Origin of the sequence: Gordonia sp. NPDC003585 (assembly GCF_040610755.1) — a bacterium.
In the GTDB taxonomy this organism is placed as follows: domain Bacteria; phylum Actinomycetota; class Actinomycetes; order Mycobacteriales; family Mycobacteriaceae; genus Gordonia.
Genome location: NZ_JBEXMX010000072.1, coordinates 1 through 20,811, shown reverse-complemented (window position 1 = coordinate 20,811; position 20,811 = coordinate 1). Strand labels below are relative to the sequence as shown.

The 20,811-nt window shown below is 67.4% G+C and carries 19 protein-coding genes; 5 read left to right on the top strand and 14 right to left on the bottom strand.

The genetic code is table 11. The features are described from left to right. Positions 1-14: 14 nt before the first annotated feature. From ABZW74_RS18350 to infC, 13 genes are all read right to left on the bottom strand, one after another. Positions 15-533 carry an arginine repressor gene (locus tag ABZW74_RS18350; protein ID WP_240855601.1) on the bottom strand — a complete coding sequence of 173 codons (519 nt, stop codon included), beginning with the start codon at positions 531-533 and terminating at the stop codon, positions 15-17. Next, a complete protein-coding gene (gene argF / locus ABZW74_RS18345) occupies positions 530-1,453 on the bottom strand; it encodes an ornithine carbamoyltransferase (protein ID WP_240855603.1) in 924 nt (307 codons plus the stop codon). Before argF ends, ABZW74_RS18350 begins: the two co-directional genes overlap by 4 nt. Beyond that, positions 1,450-2,631 carry an acetylornithine transaminase gene (locus ABZW74_RS18340; protein WP_355278203.1) on the bottom strand — a complete coding sequence of 394 codons (1,182 nt, stop codon included), beginning with the start codon at positions 2,629-2,631 and terminating at the stop codon, positions 1,450-1,452. The genes argF and ABZW74_RS18340 overlap by 4 nt, the downstream gene beginning before the upstream one ends. Further along, positions 2,628-3,524: an acetylglutamate kinase gene (argB, locus tag ABZW74_RS18335; protein ID WP_240855606.1), complete on the bottom strand. Its 897-nt coding sequence runs from the start codon at positions 3,522-3,524 to the stop codon at positions 2,628-2,630. Before argB ends, ABZW74_RS18340 begins: the two co-directional genes overlap by 4 nt. Beyond that, positions 3,521-4,786: a bifunctional glutamate N-acetyltransferase/amino-acid acetyltransferase ArgJ gene (gene argJ, locus ABZW74_RS18330; protein WP_355278200.1), complete on the bottom strand. Its 1,266-nt coding sequence runs from the start codon at positions 4,784-4,786 to the stop codon at positions 3,521-3,523. Before argJ ends, argB begins: the two co-directional genes overlap by 4 nt. Then, positions 4,783-5,820 (bottom strand): N-acetyl-gamma-glutamyl-phosphate reductase, encoded by a 1,038-nt coding sequence (argC, locus tag ABZW74_RS18325; RefSeq protein ID WP_240855611.1) that lies wholly within the window; start codon positions 5,818-5,820, stop codon positions 4,783-4,785. Before argC ends, argJ begins: the two co-directional genes overlap by 4 nt. 87 nt (positions 5,821-5,907) lie before the next feature. Continuing rightward, complete coding sequence (gene pheT / locus ABZW74_RS18320) at positions 5,908-8,382, bottom strand: phenylalanine--tRNA ligase subunit beta (protein WP_355278198.1); 2,475 nt, start codon at positions 8,380-8,382, stop codon at positions 5,908-5,910. A 28-nt stretch (positions 8,383-8,410) separates the two neighbouring features. After that, positions 8,411-9,463 carry a phenylalanine--tRNA ligase subunit alpha gene (gene pheS, locus ABZW74_RS18315; protein ID WP_240855622.1) on the bottom strand — a complete coding sequence of 351 codons (1,053 nt, stop codon included), beginning with the start codon at positions 9,461-9,463 and terminating at the stop codon, positions 8,411-8,413. Between the two features lie 119 nt (positions 9,464-9,582). Continuing rightward, positions 9,583-12,048 (bottom strand): Tex family protein, encoded by a 2,466-nt coding sequence (locus ABZW74_RS18310; RefSeq protein WP_355278212.1) that lies wholly within the window; start codon positions 12,046-12,048, stop codon positions 9,583-9,585. Positions 12,049-12,179: 131 nt separating this feature from the next. Next, positions 12,180-12,980, bottom strand: a complete 801-nt coding sequence (locus tag ABZW74_RS18305) for an RNA methyltransferase (RefSeq protein WP_240855625.1) — start codon at positions 12,978-12,980, stop codon at positions 12,180-12,182. A 52-nt stretch (positions 12,981-13,032) separates the two neighbouring features. Further along, entirely contained in the window at positions 13,033-13,413 is a 381-nt protein-coding gene (gene rplT / locus ABZW74_RS18300; protein ID WP_005178731.1) for a 50S ribosomal protein L20, read from the bottom strand. Between the two features lie 67 nt (positions 13,414-13,480). Continuing rightward, a complete protein-coding gene (gene rpmI, locus ABZW74_RS18295) occupies positions 13,481-13,675 on the bottom strand; it encodes a 50S ribosomal protein L35 (RefSeq protein WP_240855627.1) in 195 nt (64 codons plus the stop codon). A gap of 122 nt (positions 13,676-13,797) precedes the next feature. Beyond that, entirely contained in the window at positions 13,798-14,385 is a 588-nt protein-coding gene (gene infC / locus ABZW74_RS18290) for a translation initiation factor IF-3 (protein ID WP_240856024.1), read from the bottom strand. A 306-nt stretch (positions 14,386-14,691) separates the two neighbouring features. Between infC and ABZW74_RS18285 the strand changes: the two genes are divergently transcribed. Together ABZW74_RS18285 and ABZW74_RS18280 are read left to right on the top strand one after the other, a co-directional pair. Further along, on the top strand, positions 14,692-15,132 hold the full coding sequence (locus ABZW74_RS18285) for a DUF1844 domain-containing protein (RefSeq protein WP_355278192.1): 441 nt from the start codon (positions 14,692-14,694) through the stop codon (positions 15,130-15,132). 30 nt (positions 15,133-15,162) lie between these two features. Beyond that, positions 15,163-15,483 (top strand): PspA domain-containing protein, encoded by a 321-nt coding sequence (locus ABZW74_RS18280; RefSeq protein ID WP_355278189.1) that lies wholly within the window; start codon positions 15,163-15,165, stop codon positions 15,481-15,483. Between the two features lie 4 nt (positions 15,484-15,487). Here ABZW74_RS18280 and uvrA read toward each other — a convergent pair whose 3' ends face one another. Then, complete coding sequence (gene uvrA / locus ABZW74_RS18275) at positions 15,488-18,370, bottom strand: excinuclease ABC subunit UvrA (protein ID WP_355278186.1); 2,883 nt, start codon at positions 18,368-18,370, stop codon at positions 15,488-15,490. A 283-nt stretch (positions 18,371-18,653) separates the two neighbouring features. Between uvrA and ABZW74_RS18270 the strand changes: the two genes are divergently transcribed. The 3 genes from ABZW74_RS18270 to ABZW74_RS18260 form a co-directional block, all read left to right on the top strand. Next, positions 18,654-19,334, top strand: coding sequence for an MBL fold metallo-hydrolase (locus ABZW74_RS18270; RefSeq protein WP_355278184.1), 681 nt, complete (start codon positions 18,654-18,656; stop codon positions 19,332-19,334). A 532-nt stretch (positions 19,335-19,866) separates the two neighbouring features. After that, the gene (locus ABZW74_RS18265; RefSeq protein ID WP_355278181.1) at positions 19,867-20,202 is read left to right on the top strand and encodes a hypothetical protein; all 336 of its coding nucleotides are present in this window, start codon (positions 19,867-19,869) and stop codon (positions 20,200-20,202) included. 155 nt (positions 20,203-20,357) lie between these two features. Next, on the top strand, positions 20,358-20,811 hold a 454-nt coding region (locus ABZW74_RS18260), incomplete at its 3' end, for a DoxX family protein (RefSeq protein WP_355278179.1).

Here is a 20,811-nt window from a genome sequence, read left to right as displayed (position 1 = left end):
ACGGGCCTCGATGGCTACACGAGGCCCTCGATTCGTCGGGCCACGTCCGCGCCGGACACCGGGTCGCGCGCCACTACGAAGATGGTGTCATCCCCGGCGATGGTGCCGAGCACGTCGGGTAGGTTCGCGCGGTCGATTGCGCTCGCCAGGTAGTGCGCGGCGCCGGGTGGCGTGCGCAGCACGGCCATGTTTCCGCTCGCATCGGTCGAGACCAGCAGCTCCGCCAGCAGTCGGGACAGACGGTCGGTGCCGCCGAACACGCCCCGAACCGGCGAACCGTCCTCGGGCACCACGTACACGCCGACGCCACCGTCGGCGGCCCGGAGCTTCACCGCACCGAGCTCGTCCAGATCACGCGACAACGTGGCCTGGGTTGCGTCGATGCCCTCGTCGGCGAGCAGATGCTGCAACTCGGACTGGCTGCGCACCTGGTGCGCGGCCAGGATGTCGACGATCCGGGCGAGCCGACCGGCGCGGGTGGCTGCCAGCCGAGCTTCGGGATGCTCCCGGGAGTCCTTGCCCGCGGCGGTCACTGATGCTCCAACAGCCAGATGAGCAACGCCTTCTGCGCATGCAGGCGATTCTCCGCCTCATCGATGACGACGCTGGCCGGTCCGTCGATCACCTCGTCGGTGATCTCGTCACCGCGATGTGCGGGCAGACAGTGCAGCACGATCGCGTCGTCGGCGGCCTTGGCGAGCAGACCATCGTTGATCTGATAGGTGCGGAACGGTGCCTTGCGGTCCTTGCCGTCGTCTTCCTGCCCCATCGACACCCAGGTGTCGGTGACGAGCACGTCAGCACCGGTCGCCGCCTCGATCGGGTCGGTCACCAGGCGCACCGACCCGCCGGTCTGCGCGGCCCGGCGCTCGGTCGCCGCGATGACATCGGCGTCCGGTTCGAAACCGGCCGGCGCACTGATCGTCACGTGCATACCCGCGGTGACCCCGCCGAGCGCCAGTGAGTGCGCCATGTTGTTGGCACCGTCACCCAGATAGGTCATCGACAGGCCCGAGGCCGTGCCCTTGCGTTCGATGATCGTCTGCAGGTCGGCGAGCACCTGGCACGGGTGGAAGGTGTCGGAGAGCGCGTTGATGACCGGTACCGACGCAGTCGACGCCATGGCTTCGAGGCGTTCCTGACCGAAGGTCCGCCAGACGATCGCCTCGACGAAGCGCGACAGCACCCGACCCGTGTCCTCGAGGGTCTCGTCGCGCCCGAGTTGGGTGTTGCGACCGTCGACGACGACCGCGTGGCCACCCATCTGCGCCACGCCCATCTCGAAGGAGAAGCGGGTGCGGGTCGAGTTCTTGTCGAAGATCACGCCGACCCCGCGCGGACCTTCCAGCGGACGACGCGAGAACGGGTCGGCCTTCACCTCGGCGGCCAGCGCCAGCACCTCGGCCTGTTCGGCCGGTGTCAGGTCGTCGTCCCGCAGGAAATGCCGCGTCATGCCTTCTCCTTCGTGGCCGCGTCGAGGATCGCCGGCAGCGCGCCGACGAACTCGTGGCCCTGGTCTTCGGTCAGAATCAGCGGTGGTGCCAGCCGCACGACGTCGGGCGCCGGCGCGTTGACCAGGAAGCCCGACTCGCGGGCCGCGGTCTCCACCGCGGCCGACACCGGTGCGGTGAGTACGATGCCGAGCAGCAGCCCGGCGCCGCGGACGTGATCGATCAGCGGGTGATCCAGTGCCTCGATCCCGCTCGCAATCGACTTGCCCACGGCCGCAACCTGTTCGGTGAGTCCGAGGTCGTCGACGGTCGCGATCACCGCGAGTGCTGCGGCGGCCGCAACCGGGTTGCCGCCAAATGTGGTGCCGTGCTGCCCGGGCGTGAACAACTCGGCCGCCGGACCGGTCGCGATGGTGGCACCGATCGGCATGCCACCGCCGAGGCCCTTGGCCAGCGTCATCACGTCGGGAACCACACCGGCGGCCTGATGGGCGAAAAAGGTGCCGGTGCGCGCGACGCCGGTCTGTACCTCGTCGAGGATCAGCAGCGCGCCCCGCTCGGTGGTGATCTTGCGGGCGGTCGCCAGGTAGTCGGCAGGTGGTACCACGACACCCGATTCACCGAGGATCGGCTCGAGGATCACTGCTGCCGTGTTCTCTGTCACGGCGGCGTCGAGGGCTGCTGCGTCTCCGTAAGGAACGAATCGCACACCCGGCGGCATCGGCTCGAAGGGTTCGCGCTTCGCCGGCTGGCCGGTCATCGCCAAAGCACCCATGGTGCGGCCGTGGAAGGCGGCGTCGGCGGCCACGATCTCCGGTCGGCCGGTACGCCGGGCAAGTTTGAAGGCCGCCTCGTTCGCCTCGGTTCCCGAGTTGCAGAAGAAGACTCGGCCGGGCTGCCCGAACTTGTCGAGCAGCGCCTCGGCGAGCTCCACGACCCGCGGATTGATGTACAGGTTCGACACATGGCCCAGGGTCTGGATCTGCTCGGTCACCGCCGACACGACCGCCGGGTGGGCGTGGCCCAGGGCGTTGACCGCGATCCCGCCGAGCAGGTCGAGGTAGCGGTTGCCGTCGGCGTCGTAGACGTGCGCACCTTCACCGTGGGTGAGCGCGAGCTTGGGTGTGCCGTAGTTGTTCATCAGCGATGTCGACCACCGCTGCTGAAGGGGTGCGGTCATGACGTCTCCTCGATCGGTGATTCGTCTTCGGCCACGACGGTGGTTCCGGTGGATGCGGTGGTCAGCAGTTGCGCGAGGACCGAGTGCGCGACCCGACCGTCGATGACGTCGGCGCGCTGCACACCGCCGGTGACCGCGCGCAGGCACGCCTCCATCTTGGGCACCATCCCCGAATCCAGTCGCGGCAACAGTGTTTCGAGGTCGTCAGTGGTGATGCGGGCGACCAGAGACGAGCGGTCGGGCCAGTCGGTGTACAGACCTTCGACGTCGGTGAGCATCACCAGTCGCGACGCGCCGAGAGCCTGCGCCAAGGCTCCTGCCGCGGTGTCGGCGTTGATGTTGTGCACGACGCCGTCGCGATCGGGCGCGATGGTCGAGACCACCGGGATGCGGCCGGCCCCGAGCAAGTCGAGGACCGCAGAGGTGTTGACGGACGTGATGTCGCCGACCAGGCCGATGTCGGTGGCGGCACCGTCGACGAGCACGGTGCGGCGCGTTGCGGTGAACAGATGCGCGTCCTCGCCGGTGATGCCAACCGCGTACGGGCCGTGTGCGTTGATCAGCCCGACCAGCTCGCGGCCCACCTGACCGAACAGCACCATCCGGGCGACGTCCATCACCTCGGGCGTGGTCACCCGGAATCCGCCCTTGAATTCACCCTGCAGCCCAAGGCGTTTGAGCATCGCCGAAATCTGCGGGCCGCCACCGTGCACCACCACCGGATGCATCCCGCAGGCACGCAGGAACACCATGTCGGCGGCGAAGGCGCGCTTGAGATCGTCGTCGACCATGGCGTTGCCGCCGTACTTGACCACGACGGTGGCGCCGGCCAGCTTCTGCAGGGCGGGCAGTGCCTCGGCGAGGATCTCGGCCCGCTGCTCTCCGCTGATCATGACGAATACGCCGAGTTCTCTTCGACGTAGCCGTGCGACAGGTCGGTGGTCCGGATCGCGGCGGTCTCGGTGCCCAGTGCAAGGTCGACGAGGACCTCGATGTCGGCACCCGACAGGTCGACGTCACGGGCACCTTCGACGCCGACACCATTGGCGCACACCAGGTTTCCGTTGAACGACACCGTGATGCGGTCGGGATCGATCTGCACCGGGGCGATGCCGACGGCCGCCAGCACCCGGCCCCAGTTGGGATCCGAGCCGAAGAGGGCGGTCTTGACCAACGAGTCGCGCCCCACCGTGCGGGCCACGGTGACCGCCTCCTCCTCGGTGCGTGCCCCGGTCACGGTGATGACGACTCGCTTGGTTACGCCTTCGGCGTCGGCCATCAGCTGGGCGGCGAGGTCGTCGCACACCGCGAACACTGCGGCGTCGAGATCGGCCTGCTCGACGGGAATCTGACTGGCCCCCGAACTGAGCAGCAGCACAGTGTCGTTGGTGGAGGTCGAGCCGTCCACGTCGAGCCGATCCAGCGTGCGGGCCGTGGCTTTGCGCAGCGCGGTGTCGAGTTGTTCGGCGGTGGCGTGGGCGTCGGTGGTCAGCACACACAGCATGGTCGCCAGCGACGGCGCCAGCATGCCGGCACCTTTGGCCATGCCACCCACGTTCCAGCCCTGTGGATGATGTAGCGCAACCTGTTTGGGCACCGTGTCGGTCGTCATGATCGCGTACGCGGCGTCGGTTCCGCCCGAGAGCCCACCGCCCATCTCCTGCACGATCTCGGTGACCCCGGCGAGCACCTTGTCCATCGGGAGTCGATCGCCGATCAGTCCGGTCGAGCAGACCGCGACCTCGACCGCGCCGGTGCTGGTCCCCCAGTTGCTCAATGCGGTTGCGACCGCCTCCGCGGTGGCATGGGTGTCCTGGAATCCACCTGGACCGGTACATGCGTTCGCGCCGCCCGAGTTCAGGATCACCGCGCGCAGCCGGCCGGTCGTGAGTACCTGCTGCGACCACAACACCGGCGCGGCCTTCACCTGATTGCGGGTGAAAACGCCCGCAGCCGTGTAGTCGGGGCCCTCGTTGAAGACGAGCGCGAGGTCTTCTTTGCCCGATGCCTTGATTCCGGCAGCGATTCCCGCGGCACGAAATCCCAGCGGAGCGGTGACGCCCTGTTCGCGCACCAGTCGCGAGTGGTCGCCGGGCGCACCACCCTCGATCCGGTCGTCGGAGCTGTTGCTTGTGTCCGTACCACCTGCGCTCACGGCGCCACCCCCACGGTGCTCAGTCCCTCGGTCTCGTCCCAGCCCAGTGCCAGGTTCATCGATTGCACGGCGGCACCGCCGGTGCCCTTGGTGAGGTTGTCCACGGCACCGACCGCGACCAACGTCCCGGCCCGTTCGTCGACCGTCACCGCGAGTTGCACGGCATTGGAACCGATCACCGATCCGGTCGCGGGAAGACGCCCCTCCGGCAGCACATGGATGAATTCCTCGTCGCCGTACGCCTTGTCGTAGACCGCGCGTACCTCCTCGGCGGACGCATTCGATCGTGCGGTGCAGGTCGCCAGGATGCCCCGGGCCATCGGCGCCAGGACCGGCGTGAACGACACCGTGACCGGCTGATCGGCTGCAGCGGCGAGGGCCTGCGCGATCTCCGGGGTGTGCCGGTGTGCGCCACCGACCCCGTAGGCCCGTGCCGAGCCGATGACCTCGGACGCCAGCAGATCGACCTTCGGCGACCGGCCCGCGCCGGACGTGCCGCTGACCGCGACGATCGTCACGTGCGGCTCCACCAGACCCGCGGCGACCGCGGGCAGCAGAGACAGGATCGACACCGTGGGATAACAGCCTGGAACCGCGATCCGGCTTGCGCCGCTGAGGATTTCACGGTTCCCGGGCAACTCGGGCAGTCCATATGGCCAGGTTCCGGCATGCTCACCGCCGTAATAGTCCGCCCAGTCCTGGGAGTCACCGAGCCGGAAGTCGGCACCGCAGTCGATGATGAGGGTCGTCGGCGGCAGGGCGTCGGCGATCACGGCCGACGTGCCGTGGGGCAGCCCGAGGAAGACGACGTCGTGCCCGGCCAGGATCTCGGGGCTGGTCTCCTCGAGCACGCGATCGGCGAGCGGGAGCAGATGTGGATGGTGGACGCCGAGGGCCGTCCCGGCGTTTCCGCCCGCGGTCAGCGCACCGATCTCGAGATCACCCGATCTCAGACGCGGGTGACCACAGAGCAACCGAAGGATCTCACCGCCCGCGTAGCCGCTCGCACCGGCCACCGCCACCCGAATAGTCATGCGATCATTATGCACGGTGATGCAAATACATTCACATCCCGGGTGGTTCGAACCGAGCCACCTCAGGCAGCGACCGAATCCTTCGGATCACCGCAGCCGCGCGCCCACCTTGTCGGTCGCCTCGGCGACGGCGGCAAGTTTGGCCGCGTTCGCCTCGTCCTCGGTCAGCGTTCGATCCTCGGCGCGGAAACGCAGCGCGAAGGTGAGCGACTTGTGCCCGACGCCGACCTGGTCACCGGTGAAGACGTCGAACAGTTCGATCGACTCGAGCAGTTCGCCTGCACCTGCGCGCAACGCGTCCTGAACCTGTGCGGCGGGCACCGTGTCGGCGACGACGACGGCCACATCCTGCAGGACCGCGGGGAACACGGACACGATCGGGGCCGGAAGCGCCGTGGTGATCGGGAGTGCGTCGACCTCGACCTCCACCGCACAGACCCGCGGCGGCAATCCGAGTCGTTCGAGTACGGCCGGATGCAGTTCTCCGGCGTGCCCGACGGTGACACCGTCGACCGTGATGCGGGCACACCGCCCCGGATGCCACGGGCGATGGTCGTCGGCAACGAGTTCGACGTGCACGTTCGCCGCCCGGCCGATCGTGCGCGCAGCCTCGAACGCGTCGAGGTAGTCGGCCTGCCGACCCGGCCCCCACGGCCCCGCAGGATCCCGCAGTCCGGTGAGCACCACGGCGACATGGAGCGGCTGGCGCGGCAGCGAGGCGTCGAGGGCCGCGATCTCGTCGTCGGTCGGTCGTCGCGTGACGTCCAGCGCGCCAACCACGGGCCCCTCTCCGCCGGCCAACATCACCTGTCCGACGGTGTAGAGGCCGAGATCGCGCTGGCCGCGGGCGATATTGCGCGATGCCATCTCCAGCAGGCCGGGCAGCAGCGTGGTGTTGAGCTCCGGGCGATCGGCCTCGAGCGGGTTGAGAACCTTGACGGTGCGACGACGCTGGTCGTCGGCGGGCAGATCCCAGGCGTCGAAGACACCCGCCGGCATGAAGGGATACGGCAGCACCTCGACATAGCCGTCGAGCGCCAGGGTGCGCCCGATGCTGCGCCGGCGGCGCTGCGCCGCGGTGAGCCCGGTGCCCGCCGGGGCGTTGGGCACCACGGCCGGAATCTGTTCGAGACCTTCGAGACGCAGCACCTCTTCGACCAGGTCGGCTCGCTGCCGCAGGTCCGGACGCCACGACGGGGGTTGAACATGCAGCGGGTCGGTGCCGGTGACCACACAGCCGACCTCGGTGAGCCGCGCCGCGGTGGTTCCCACCGGGTAAACGATGCCCGCGGTGCGGTCGGGTTCGTCTGCGGCGATGGTGATCGCCGGCGCGGCCGCCACCTCGACGCGAGCTTCCGACAGCGGCGACGCGATCTGACCGCCGGCAATCTCGACGATCAAGGCGGCAGCCCGATCGGAGGCGGCGGCCGTGATCGAAGGGTCGACCGTGCGCTCGAACCGTTTGCTGGCCTCCGAGGTCAGCTTGTGGCGCTTACCGGTACGAAAGACCCGCACCGGATCGAAGGTCGCCGACTCGAGCAGGACCGTCGTCGTGGCGTCCCCCACCTCGCTCGTGGCGCCGCCCATCACGCCGGCCAGCGCGATCGGACCGGTGTCGTCGGCGATCACCACGTCCTCGGGGTCGAGTACCCGGTCGACGCCGTCGAGGGTGGTCAGCTTCTCCCCCGGTCGCGCACCGCGCACGGTCACCGTGCCCGAGACACGGTCGGCGTCGAACGCATGCAGGGGCTGACCCAACTCGAGCATCACGTAGTTGGTGACGTCGACGATCGCGGAGATCGGACGCACACCTCCCACCAGCAGGCGCTTCTGCATCCACCACGGCGACACCGCATTCGCGTCGACACCGGTGATCACACGTGCGGTGTAGCGGGTGGCCTGGGAATCATCGTCGATCGCGACCGGCCACGGGGCGCCCTCACCCGTCACCACCGCGTCGTTGCCCTGTGCGGGGTCGACGAACGGCACACCGAAACTCCCGGCCAACTCACGGCCGAGGCCCCGGACCGAGAACGCATAGCCGCGGTCGGGGGTGACGTTGACGTCGATCGCCACATCGGACAGACCGAGCACCTCGTGCGCGTCGGCACCGGGTTCCGCGGTTCCGGGTGCGAGGACGAGGATTCCACTGTGGTCGTTGCCGATGCCCAACTCGGACACCGAACAGATCATGCCGTCCGACACCCGCCCGTAGGTCTTGCGCGCGGCGATCTCGAAACCGCCGGGCAGCACTGTCCCCGGCAGCGCCGCGACGATCAGATCGCCTTCAGCGAAGTTCCTTGCACCGCAGACGATCTCGCGCGGCTCGGCCTCACCCACGGCGACCGTGCAGAAGCGGATGGGCTTCTTGAACTCGGTCAGCTCTTCGATGGTCTCGACCCGCCCGACCACCAGCGGACCGGTGATCTCGGGGAAGGATTCGATGTCCTCGATCTCGAAGCCGACGCGAACGAAAGCGGCGTCGACCTCGGCGGCCGTGGCCGACCACTGCGGATCGCCCTGCCGGAGGACCTCGGTGTACCAGGACTGTGGTGCACGCACTGTTGTCTGCTTCTTTCTGGGTTGTTGCTCAGGCAGCTGGGCCGAACGGCAGCGTGAAGCGGATGTCGCCCTCGACCATGTTGCGCATGTCGTTGATGTCGTTGCGGAACTGCAGGGTTCGTTCCAGGCCCATCCCGAAGGCAAAGCCGGAATACACGTCGGGGTCGATACCGCTGGCGCGCAACACATTCGGGTTGACCATGCCGCAGCCGCCCCATTCCACCCAGCCCGGGCCGCCCTTCTTGGCCGGGAACCAGACGTCGACCTCGGCCGACGGTTCGGTGAACGGGAAGTAGCTCGCCCGCATGCGGGTGGTGGTCTCGGGGCCGAACAATGCCCGCGCGAACACCTCGAGGGTGCCGCGCAGGTTCGCCAGCGTCAGCCCCTTGTCGACGGCGAGACCCTCGATCTGGTGGAACACCGGCGTGTGTGTCGCATCGAGTTCGTCGGTGCGGAACGTGCGGCCCGGGCACGCGACGTAGATCGGCACCTCGCGACTCAGCATGGTGCGCACCTGGACGGGCGAGGTATGTGTGCGCAGCACCTGCCGCGACCCCTCAGGTCCTACGTAGAAGGTGTCCTGCATCGACCGCGCCGGATGATCCGGCAGGAAGTTGAGGGCGTCGAAGTTGTGGTGTTCGGTCTCGACCTCGGGTCCCTCGGCGATCTCCCAGCCCATCCCGACGAACACGTCGGCCACCTGTTCGGCGATCACCGTGATCGGGTGCCGTGCACCGGTTCGGCGGCGGTTGCTGGGCAGCGTGACATCGACCGTCTCTTCGACCAGGACCGCCGCGTCCCGCTCGGCGTGCAGCGCGGCCGTGCGGTCGTCGAGTGCGGCCGACACCCGTCCCCGCACCTCGTTGACGAGCTTCCCGCCGGCCGAACGTTCCTCTTTGGGGAGCGACCCGAGAGCGCGTCGGGCGAGCGCGATCGGCGACCGGTCACCCAGGTGTGCGGTCTTGGCCTCGGCCAGCGCATCCAGGTCGGCGGCCGCGGTGAACGCCGAAATGGCCGCGGTTGCGGCGTTCTCGAGTTCCTGCTGGTCCGGAAACACCGGTTGGTCGGCGGATGAAGCCACGGTCTGCTGCACTCCTCGTGTACGCGTATCGGTCGGTCACCTGGTGCGATGACCCCAGTCGAGAGTAGTCGACGGGTCCGAACGCACGGTCAACGGACCGGGGGCGCACGGTCGACGGATCACTTCCCGTAGCCGGCTCGCTTCAACGCGTCGGCCATGGCGCCCGACGGGGCAGGACGGGTCTCACGCCTGCGGTCACCGCCGGACTTGCCCGCTCCCACCTTCTTCGCCCCGGGATCGTTTCTGGACTTGGGGTCGTTCTTGCCAGTCGTTCTCCCAGTCGTATTGCCACTGCCCGAAGGTCGACGGTCCCGTCCGCCCCCGCCACCTCCACGGCCGCCTCCACCGCCACGACGGTTGTCGGCACCGCGGTTCTCGTCACGACCACCACGTCCGCCGTGCCCGCCCTGTCCGGCCGCCTCGTGATCGTCGTCGAGACGAAGTGAGAGACCGATGCGCTGGCGCGCCACGTCGACCTCCATCACCTTCACCTTGACGACGTCGCCCGACTTGACCACCTCTCGCGGATCGGAGACGAATCGATGCGCCATGGCAGAGACGTGCACCAGACCGTCCTGGTGCACACCGACATCCACGAACGCGCCGAAGGCCGCCACGTTGGTGACCTGACCTTCGAGAATCATGCCCGGACGCAGATCCGACACCTTCTCGATGCCGGCGGCGAACGTCGCGGTGGTGAATTCCGGTCGGGGGTCGCGGCCGGGTTTGTCGAGTTCGGCGATGATGTCGATCACGGTCGGTCGGCCGACGGTGTCGTCGACGAAGTCGTCCGGACGCAGCCGCGTGAGGGTCGCGGTGTCGCCGATGAGAGTCGACACATCGGTTCCCACCCGTTCGACGATCCGCGCGACCACCGGATACGACTCGGGATGCACGCTCGACGCGTCGAGCGGATCGTCGCCACCGGGGATACGCAGGAACCCGGCGCACTGCTCGAACGCCTTGGGGCCGAGCCGTGGAACCTTGCTGAGTTCGGTACGACGCCGGAACGCGCCGTGAGCATCACGGTGCGCGACAAGGGATTCCGCCAGACCGGTGGTGATCCCCGACACCCGTGCGAGCAGCGGCACCGACGCCGTGTTCACGTCGACACCGACGGCGTTCACCGCATCCTCGACCACCGCTCCCAGCGAGCGGGCCAGCAGGGCCTCGGAGATGTCGTGCTGGTACTGCCCGACGCCGATCGACTTCGGGTCGATCTTGACGAGTTCGGCCAGTGGATCCTGCAGCCGACGCGCAATCGACACTGCACCACGCAGCGAGACGTCGAGGTCGGGCAGTTCTTTCGACGCGTAGGCCGACGCCGAGTACACCGAGGCGCCCGCCTCGGACACGACGACACTGATCGGCGGCGCGCTGCCCGCCGTCTTGATCGCGGCGAGCAGTTCGCCGGCGAGTGCGTCGGTCTCCCGGGACGCGGTTCCGTTGCCGATCGCGATCAGCTCGACCCCGTGCCGGGCGACCAGCGCACCGAGAACCGCGAGCGCACCGGACCGATCGCGGCGAGGCTCGTGCGGGTAGATGGTGGCGGTCTCGACCACCTTGCCGGTGGCGTTGACCACCGCCACTTTCACGCCGGTGCGCAGCCCGGGGTCAAGCCCCATAGTCGTGCGGGCACCCGCCGGTGCCGCGAGAAGCAGATCGCGCAGGTTGGTCGCGAACACGCCCACCGCGTCGGCCTCGGCGGCCTGCCGCATCCGCATCCTGATGTCGAGGGAGAGCCCGACGAACAGTTTGGTCCGCCAGGCCCAGCGGACGGTGTCGAGCAGCCAGCGGTCGGCGGCGCGTCCGTGATCGGCGATGTCGAAACGTGCCGCGATCAGCCGTTCGTAGTGCGTCGGACCGGTGGGGCGGCCGGCGGCGTCGGTCTCGGCGTCCGGATCGGGATCGAGCGTCACCGACAGCACGTCCTCGCGTTCACCACGCAGCACGGCGAGCACTCGGTGCGACGGCAGTGACGTGAACGGCTCGGAGAAATCGAAGTAGTCGGAGAACTTGGCGCCCGCCGATTCCTTGCCGTCGCGGACCGCGGTGCGCAGCACTCCGCGCTGCCACATCGCCTCGCGCAGTTCGCCGACCAGATCGGCATCCTCGGCGAAGGTCTCCACGATGATGGCGCGCGCCCCGTCGAGTTGTTCGGTGGTGTAACCGGCCGGGTCGGTGGCGGCGTCGGCGAGCAGGGCATCGGCCACCGGCTGATGACCGGCCTCCCGCGCGATCTGTGCCTTGGTGCGCCGCTTCGGCTTGTACGGGAGGTAGATGTCCTCGAGTCGCGCCTTGGTGTCCGCGGCGGCAATCCGCGCGTCGAGTTCGGCGTCGAGCTTCCCCTGCCCTGCAATGGATTCCCGCACCGCGGCGCGTCGCTGCTCGAGCTCACGCAGATACTCCAACCGCTCGTCGAGCGTACGGAGGGCCACGTCGTCGAGCCCGCCGGTCGCCTCCTTGCGATAGCGCGCGACGAACGGCACGGTGGCGCCACCGTCGAGCAGGTCCACAGCCGAACGCACCTGGCCCACGCCGACACCGAGTTCGGTGGCGATGGCCGAGGTGATGCGCGCGTTCACCGCCTCGGGCGACGGTTGGGTGATCGGGCTGGGTTCGGTGGTCGCGGCCGATGCGGGAGCTTGTGGTTCAGACACGAGAGGCGACCCTACCGGGTGGTCCCGACAGTGTTGCGCAGCGTTGTCCCGACGCGTCAGCCACGGGCGTGTGCGCGGGCACTCTCGTACAGGCAGATCGCCGCTGTCGCAGCGATGTTCAGACTCTCGGCCCGACCCCGGATCGGAATGGAAACACGATGGTCGGCGGCGTCCTGGACCTGCACGGGAAGTCCGTGAGCCTCGTTTCCGAACAGCCAGGCAGTCGGCTGGGCCAGCAGCGCATCCGCGTCGTCGAGGACGACCTCACCGTCGGCCGCGGTGGCGAGAATGGTGATGCCGGCCGCGCGAATGGTCTCGAGAGCGTCGAGTGTCGCGCGCTCACGCACGATCGGCAGGTGAAAGACGCTGCCGGCGCTCGATCGCACACACTTGCCGTTGTGCGGGTCGACCGCGTCGCCGAGCAGCACGACGGCGTCGGCACCCATCGCGTCGGCACAGCGGATCAGCGTTCCCGCATTACCCGGCTCTCTGGGTTCGACGGCGATCGCCAGCAGTCGCGGCTCCCGCGAGAGGACCTCGGCCAGGGAGGTGTCGAGCAACGTGCACACGGCGAAGAGGCCGGGCGGCGTCTCGGTGTCGGAGAGTTTCGCGGCCGCTCGTGCGGTGACGGCGACCACCGGGATGTGGTGACCACGCGCCGCGGCGATGATCTCCTGGAATCGGTGCTCGTCATCTTCGGCGACCAGCACCACTTCGGCGCGGTGCGTGCGCAGTGCGGCGTCGACGGAGTTGGCGCCCTCGACGAGGAAGCGTCCTTCGGCGCGACGCACCGACGCGCGCAGGAGCTTCGCATACGACACGACCCGCGACGAGCGGTCGGACAACACTTCCGTCATGGAATCCATTGTCCCCGCTGCGTCACGGGTCGGTTGTCGCTCGGAACCTGAATCAGGCAGCCGGAGCGTTCACGTCGGCGGGGAGCGCCTTGCGGGCAACCTCGACCAGACCGGTGAAGGCCTCCGGGTCGGTGACCGCGATGTCGGCGAGAACCTTGCGGTCCACCTCGACACCGGCGGCCTTCAGGCCCTGGATGAAGCGGTTGTAGGTGATGTCGTTGGCGCGGGCCGCGGCGTTGATACGCGCGATCCACAGCTTGCGGAACTCACCCTTGCGGGCGCGACGGTCCCGGTAGGCGTAGGTCATCGAGTGGAGCTGCTGCTCCTTGGCCTTGCGGTACAGACGCGAACGCTGTCCGCGGTAGCCCTTGGATGCCTCGAGCGTCGAACGACGCTTCTTCTGGGCGTTGACGGCCCTTTTCACGCGTGCCATGTGTCAGATCCTTCAGTCGTCAGTGGGTGACCCGGGTGCGGTCGGCGTACGGCGCCCGGGAGGGCAATCAGCGGTTGAGCAGCCGCTTGATGCGCGGGGTGTCGTTCTCGCTCACCACGGCGACACCGTCGAGACGACGGGTGCGGCGAGAGGACTTGTGCTCCAGCAGGTGGCGACGGTTGGCCTTCTGGCGCACGATCTTTCCGCTACCGGTGACCTTGAATCGCTTCGCGGTTCCCTTGTGGGTTTTGCTCTTGGGCATGTTCTTCCTTCATTCGGGCGAATCGCACCGCCGGACCGGTGCGGGTCCGGTGCTGCGATTCGCGTGTCGTTCGGTCGGTGCCCGCGGTCATCCGCGGGTGGCCGACCCAGCTCTTTCTCGGCTCAGGCCTGGTCGCTCGCGGCGGCCTCGCGGCCACCCGATCGTTCCTTGGTCTGCTGTGCCTTCGCGCGGGTCTTCGCTCCCTTGTGCGGGGCGAGAACCATGGTCATGTTGCGGCCGTCCTGCTTCGCTGAGGTCTCGACGAACCCGTAGTCGGCGACGTCGTTGCCGAGTCGCTGCAACAGTCGGTAGCCGAGTTCGGGACGGGACTGCTCGCGACCGCGGAACATGATGGTCACCTTCACCTTGGAACCCGCCTCGAGGAACCGGATGACGTGACCCTTCTTGGTCTCGTAATCGTGGTCGTCGATCTTGGGCCGGAGCTTCTGCTCCTTGATGACGGTCATCTGCTGATTGCGGCGCGATTCGCGTTGCTTCTGGGCAGCTTCGTACTTGAACTTGCCGTAGTCCATGATCTTGCACACCGGCGGGCGCGCGTCGGGCGCTACCTCCACCAGGTCCAGATCGGCTTCTTCGGCCAGGCGGAGCGCATTTTCAACACGCACGATGCCCACCTGCTCACCGTTGGGTCCGACAAGACGGACCTCGGGTACGCGGATGCGCTCGTTGATGCGGGTCTCAGTGCTGATGGGGCCTCCTTGATCAGGTTTCTATGTCGGTGGCCGCCGCGATCATCACTGGGCGCAACTGGCGCGCCGCTCTCAGCAGAAGAGCCCCGCGGTGAGTGATCACCGGCAGGGCTCCGTTACCGACCGATTCACCGACTTACGTCGATCGCCGAACCGCAGGCAGCACCACATGGGTGACACGTGCGACCTGTCGGCGTGAACCGGGACCGTGCAACTGCGAGGATTCGCGTCGCGACGGTGGGAGCGGAACTCCACTTGCGACCCCGGGCAATACCGGGGCGGTCGTGCTATGGGAGTCTATCAGCCATGACCGGAAACACCTATTCGCCGTCGGACTCCCCCGCTGGTGAGGGGGCTCCCGGCGGCCCTGGAAGTGTTCACGATCCGGAGGAATCGAGTATCCCGACAGCCGAATCCGACAACGTGCGCGACCTCGCCGATATTCCCGCGATCGAGGTCATCACCAAGGCGATCGTGATGCTGATGAGCTCGTCGGCGGAGAAGCTCGGTCTGGCGGAGGGCGCAGGCGACGATGACGTCGACCTCGACGAGGCACGACGTCTGATCACCGCGCTGGCCGGGCTGGTCGACGCGTCGAAGGCCGATCTCGGCATCCACGCCGCACCGATCCGGGACGGCCTCAAACAGCTTCAGCTCGCCTTCCGGGAGGCCAGCGCCTACCCGGACGAGCCCGGTGAAGGCCCGGGCGAGAAGTACACCGGGCCGGTACGCGACAGACGCCGCTGACCCGGCGTCGAATCGCCGTACGCTGGGTACATGAGCAACCCGGGCGCACCCGATCAGGATCCGATCGTCGTCGATGGCGAGGTCGTCGGCGACTCCTCACCCGGCACGTCCCCGGTGCCGACGGGCGACGTCTTCATCCCACCGCTCCCCGACCCCGACTACACCGACGCCGGGGTCCCGACCTTCGACTTTGTCCGCGACAAGATCGAGAAGCGGATCGGCACCGCGATCGGGTCACAGGAGCTCGCCGAGGAGACACCGGAAGGCCAACAGGCCGACGAGATGATGCGCAAACGCGACGAGGCGGCCAAGAAGCGACTCGAGGAGATACGCAAGTCGATGGGTTCCTGAATCCCTACCCGGCCGACGCCACCGTCGCGTCGACGTCGAGGATCTCGCCCAGGAACTTGCCCGTATAGCTTTCCGGGACTGCGACAACGTCTTCCGGTGTGCCCTCGGCGATCACCGTCCCGCCGCCGCTGCCGCCCTCGGGACCCATGTCGATGATCCAGTCGGCGGTCTTGATGACGTCGAGGTTGTGTTCGATGACGATAACCGTGTTGCCCTTGTCGACCAGCCCGTTGATCACCCCGAGGAGCTTCTTGATGTCTTCGAAGTGCAGGCCGGTGGTCGGTTCGTCGAGGATATAGACGGTGCGGCCGGTCGAGCGCTTCTGCAGTTCCGCAGCGAGCTTCACACGTTGGGCCTCGCCGCCGGAGAGCGTCGGCGCCGGCTGTCCGAGACGGACGTAACCCAGGCCGACGTCGACCAGCGTCTTGAGGTACCGGTGGATCGACGTCACCGGCTCGAAGAACTCGGAAGCCTCCTCGATGGGCATGTCGAGAACCTCGGAGATCGTCTTGCCCTTGTAGTGCACCTCCAGGGTTTCCCGGTTGTAACGGGCGCCGTGGCAGACCTCGCACGGCACGTACACGTCGGGCAGGAAGTTCATCTCGATCTTGATGGTGCCCTCGCCCGCGCACGCCTCGCAGCGGCCGCCCTTGACGTTGAACGAGAACCGGCCCGGCTGGTAGCCACGCACCTTGGCCTCGGTGGTCGCCGCGAACAAGGTGCGGATCTTGTCGAAGACGCCGGTGTAGGTCGCGGGATTCGACCGCGGAGTACGACCGATGGGCGACTGGTCGACCTGCACAAGTTTGTCCAGCTGTTCGAGACCCTTGACCCGGGTGTGCCGTCCGGGCACCTGCCGGGCACCGTTGAGCTTGTTGGCCAGCACCGTCGCCAAAATGTCGTTGACCAGCGTCGACTTCCCCGAGCCCGACACTCCGGTGACCGCGGTCAGCACGCCGAGCGGGAACTCGACGTCGATGCCGCGCAGGTTGTGTTCGCGCGCCCCGACGACGGTCAGCTGCTTCTTGCGTGAGATCGGTCGGCGGATCGCCGGCACCGGCAGTTCGTCGCGCCCGGAGAGGTAGGCACCGGTCAGCGAGCGGCGGTTCTTCAGCAAGTCCTTGTAACTGCCGCTGTGCACGACCTCGCCGCCGTGTTCACCGGCGCGTGGCCCGATGTCGACGATCCAGTCGGCCGCCCTGATGGTGTCTTCGTCGTGCTCGACGACGATCAGCGTGTTGCCGAGGTCGCGGAGGCGGGTGAGGGTGTCGATCAGCCGGCGGTTGTCGCGCTGATGCAGACCGATGGAGGGTTCGTCGAGGACGTACAGCACGCCCGCGAGTCCCGAGCCGATCTGCGTCGCGAGCCGGATGCGCTGCGCCTCGCCGCCGGACAGCGACCCCGCCGCACGGGACAACGACAGGTACTCCAGCCCGACGTCGAGCAGGAAGGTGATCCGCGCCTGCACCTCCTTGAGGACGCGGCCGGCGATCGCGGCCTGACGTTCGTCGAGTTCGAGGCCGTTGAGGTAGTCGGCGCATTCGGCGACCGAGAGCGCGCACACCTCGGCGATCGAGCGCGGTCCGTACGTCGGGTGATCCAGCGTGACCGCAAGAATTTCGGGGCGCAGACGCGCGCCGTGACAGGCCGGACACGGTACATCCCGCATGTAGCCCTCGTACCGATCCTTCATCTGCTCGGAATCGGTCTGCTCCATCCGCCGGCTCAGGAACGCCATCACACCTTCGAATTCGGTGTAATACGAACGGGTCCGGCCGTAGCGGTTGCGGAATTTGACGTGCACCTGGTGGTCACTGCCATTGAGGATCGCGCGACGCGCCTTGATCGGAAGTTTGCGCCACGGGGTGTCGACGTCGAAGCCCATCTGGTCTGCGAGCCCAGAGATCAGACGCAGGAAGTAGTCGGCGTTGTGCCCGCCCGACCACGGTGCGATTGCACCATCGGCCAGCGACAGGTCCGGGTCGGGGACCACGAGGTCCTCGTCGACCTCCTTGCGCACACCGAGTCCGTCGCACTCTGGGCACGCGCCGTACGGCGAGTTGAACGAGAACGACCGCGGCTCGAGGTCGTCGATGGCGATCGGGTGCCCGTTGGGGCAGGCCATCCGCTCGGAGAAGCGACGCTCACGGTGCGGGTCGTCCTCGTCGAGGTCGACGAAGTCCAGCACCACGATGCCGTCGGCCAGACGCAATCCGGTCTCGACCGAATCGGTCATACGCTGCTTGGCGGAGGCTTTCACCACGAGGCGGTCGATGACGACCTCGATGTCGTGCTTCTCCTGTTTCTTGAGCTTCGGTGGATCGCTGAGCTGATAGATGATCCCGTCGATGCGGGCGCGCGCGAATCCCTGCGTCTGCAACTCGGCGAACAGGTCGACGAACTCGCCCTTGCGGGTACGGACCACCGGCGCGAGAACCTGGAACTTTGTGCCCTGCTCCATGTCGAGGATCTGGTCGACGATCTGCTGCGGTGTCTGTTTGGCGATGAGTTCCCCGCACACCGGGCAGTGCGCACGACCGGCGCGTGCGTAGAGCAGTCGCAGGTAGTCGTACACCTCGGTGATGGTGCCGACCGTCGACCGCGGATTGCGGTTGGTCGACTTCTGATCGATGGACACCGCGGGCGAGAGACCCTCGATGAAGTCGACGTCCGGCTTGTCCATCTGCCCGAGGAACTGACGCGCGTACGCCGACAACGACTCGACGTAGCGGCGCTGCCCCTCGGCAAAGATCGTGTCGAAGGCCAACGACGACTTACCCGAGCCGGACAGTCCGGTGAAGACGATGAGACTGTCCCGCGGGAGGTCCACATCGATGCCGCGCAAGTTGTGTTCGCGCGCACCACGGACGATCAGACGATCAACCACTGCTGTCCTAACGTTTCATTCTCGATGTCGGTCCCGCCCGGCGACGGGCTGCCACAACGGGCGTGACCGGCAGGTTCGTGCGCGCACGACGCACGCGCTCGCACAATATCGGCAGCCACCGACAAGTTCGGGCGCAGCAGTTCCCACGGACGCTTTCCGCCGGGTGCGCACAGGTATCGGGGCCAGTCATCCACGATACTCGCGACCTGCGCGGCAGCCGATCTCCCGAGCGCGCAGGCCGGAGTTGCCGCCACGATCGGCACCCACTCCTAGAGTGGTCTGCATGACAGCAGCAGCCCCCATCTCCGACACCTATACCGGCGACCTGTCCGAGTCGAAGACCCCACAACGCCGCACGCTGGACTCGGCGACCATCGTGAAACTCTCCGTCGGCCCGATGGACAACAACGTCTACGTGGTGACCTCGCGCGCGACCGGTGACCAGCTGATCATCGACGCCGCCAACGACGGCGACACCATCGCCGCCCTACTCGAGCAGCTACCCGGCACACCCGCACTCATCTTCACGACACACCAGCATTTCGACCATTGGCAGGCGCTCGAGCAGATCGCCGAAGCCACCGGCGTACCCACCACGGCCGGACGCCTCGACGCAGCCGAACTACCGGTGACCCCTGACCGCCTCGTCGACGACGGCGACGTCATCAGCGTCGGCGATCTCTCGTTCGACGCAATCCATCTCGTCGGTCACACTCCCGGATCGATCGCGCTCGCCCTCACCGACGGCGACACCGTGCACTTGTTCACGGGAGACTCACTTTTTCCCGGCGGCGTCGGAAAAACATGGCAACCCGGTGACTTCGACACCCTCATCGACGACGTCAGCACCAAGATCTTCGACCGCTACCCCGACTCCACCGTCGTCTATCCCGGACATGGCAAAGACACGACGCTGGGCGCCGAACGCGGCTCACTGCCGGAGTGGCGCGAGCGGGGCTGGTGAATCGGCCGGCACTCGCGACAGCTGGAGTCGATTGGGAGAAGGCGAGTGCTGCAGCACTCGCTTTCTCCACTTCGACTCCAGTTCTGGCCGAACCAACAACTCGCAAAGTCCGACTACAGAAAGGGGAGGCGCGCCCACGCGTGGCCTGCTTGTCTGTAGTGACCCGGTGGCCGCAAAGAGCGACCCGCGTTAGACCCCGACACGACAGGCCAGCCATGAAGCGCATCAGCACAATAGTTCTCGCCACCGTCACGGTTGGCGCCGCCATCGTCACCGGCACTGCCCACGCGGCCCCAGCGTCAGTGCAGCGCGAAGACGGACCGTGCTATCCCTACGAGACGGAGTCTGCGGACGGCAAGCTGTACTGCTCGCATGAGAACGGGGTGTGGACCAGCAAGGCGCTATCCACCGCACCAAAGGTGTCGGTCGGCTCCCCTTGCCCCAAGCTGGGAGCTCGAGCCAGGGCACGCGAGAACCACGGCATCGTCGAATGTCAGCAGACCGAGCAAGGGCTCCGGTGGAGGAATATTCGATGAAGAAGGCAGTCACGGGGCTCGCTCTTACAGCACCGGCCATCGGACTACTCGGAGCGGCCGGAGAAGCGGGCGCGAAACCATCGTCGGTGCAGCGTGAGGGCGGTCCTTGTTACGACCACGAGCGCGGCATGGACTCCGCCGACGGCAAGCTCTATTGCTCTGCCGTCGGAATGGGTAACCACTGGACGACCAAGAAGACTCACTGGCCGACGATCACGACATCGCAACTGAACACACCGTGCCCCAAGCTCGGCGCGCGTGCGCGCGTCTACGCAACCGACGGCGTCGCGATATGCCTCCAGACACCCCAGGGCCTGCGCTGGCGATGGTAGGAGTTCCACGCCTGCGACGACCGTCCTCCTCGCACGCCACTCACCAGCGATCCGGACGGCCCGCTGCGACGAACAGGTAGCGTGGACAAAGCCAAGAAGTGCGCACCAGCAGGAATTCGAACAACACAACCCCGACACCAGAAGGTCGTGACCGAATGATCCTCCGCCGTATCGCCCGCCCGATGCTCGCCTCCGTCTTCGTCTACGCCGGGGTCGATTCGATTCGCAATCCGGAACGCCGCGCCAAGGTTGCGCAGGGCTTTGTCGAACAGGCCGTCGACAAGCTGCCCAACGAGACGACGGAGAAGGTCCCGACCGATCCCGAGACCCTGGTGCGGATCAACGGGGCGGTTCAGGTGGGCAGCGGCCTGTTGCTCGCCACCGGGAAGTTCCCGCGTGTCGCGTCGACCGTGCTCGCGGGCAGTCTGGTCCCGACCACCGTCGCCGGCCACGCATTCTGGGCGGAGACCGACCCTGCCGTGCGCGCGCAGCAGCGCACCCAGTTCCTCAAGAACGTCAGCCTGCTGGGCGGACTCCTGATCGCTGCCGCCGACACCGAGGGCAAGCCGTCGCTCGCATGGCGCGGCAAGCGCAAGGCCAGTGCCGCAG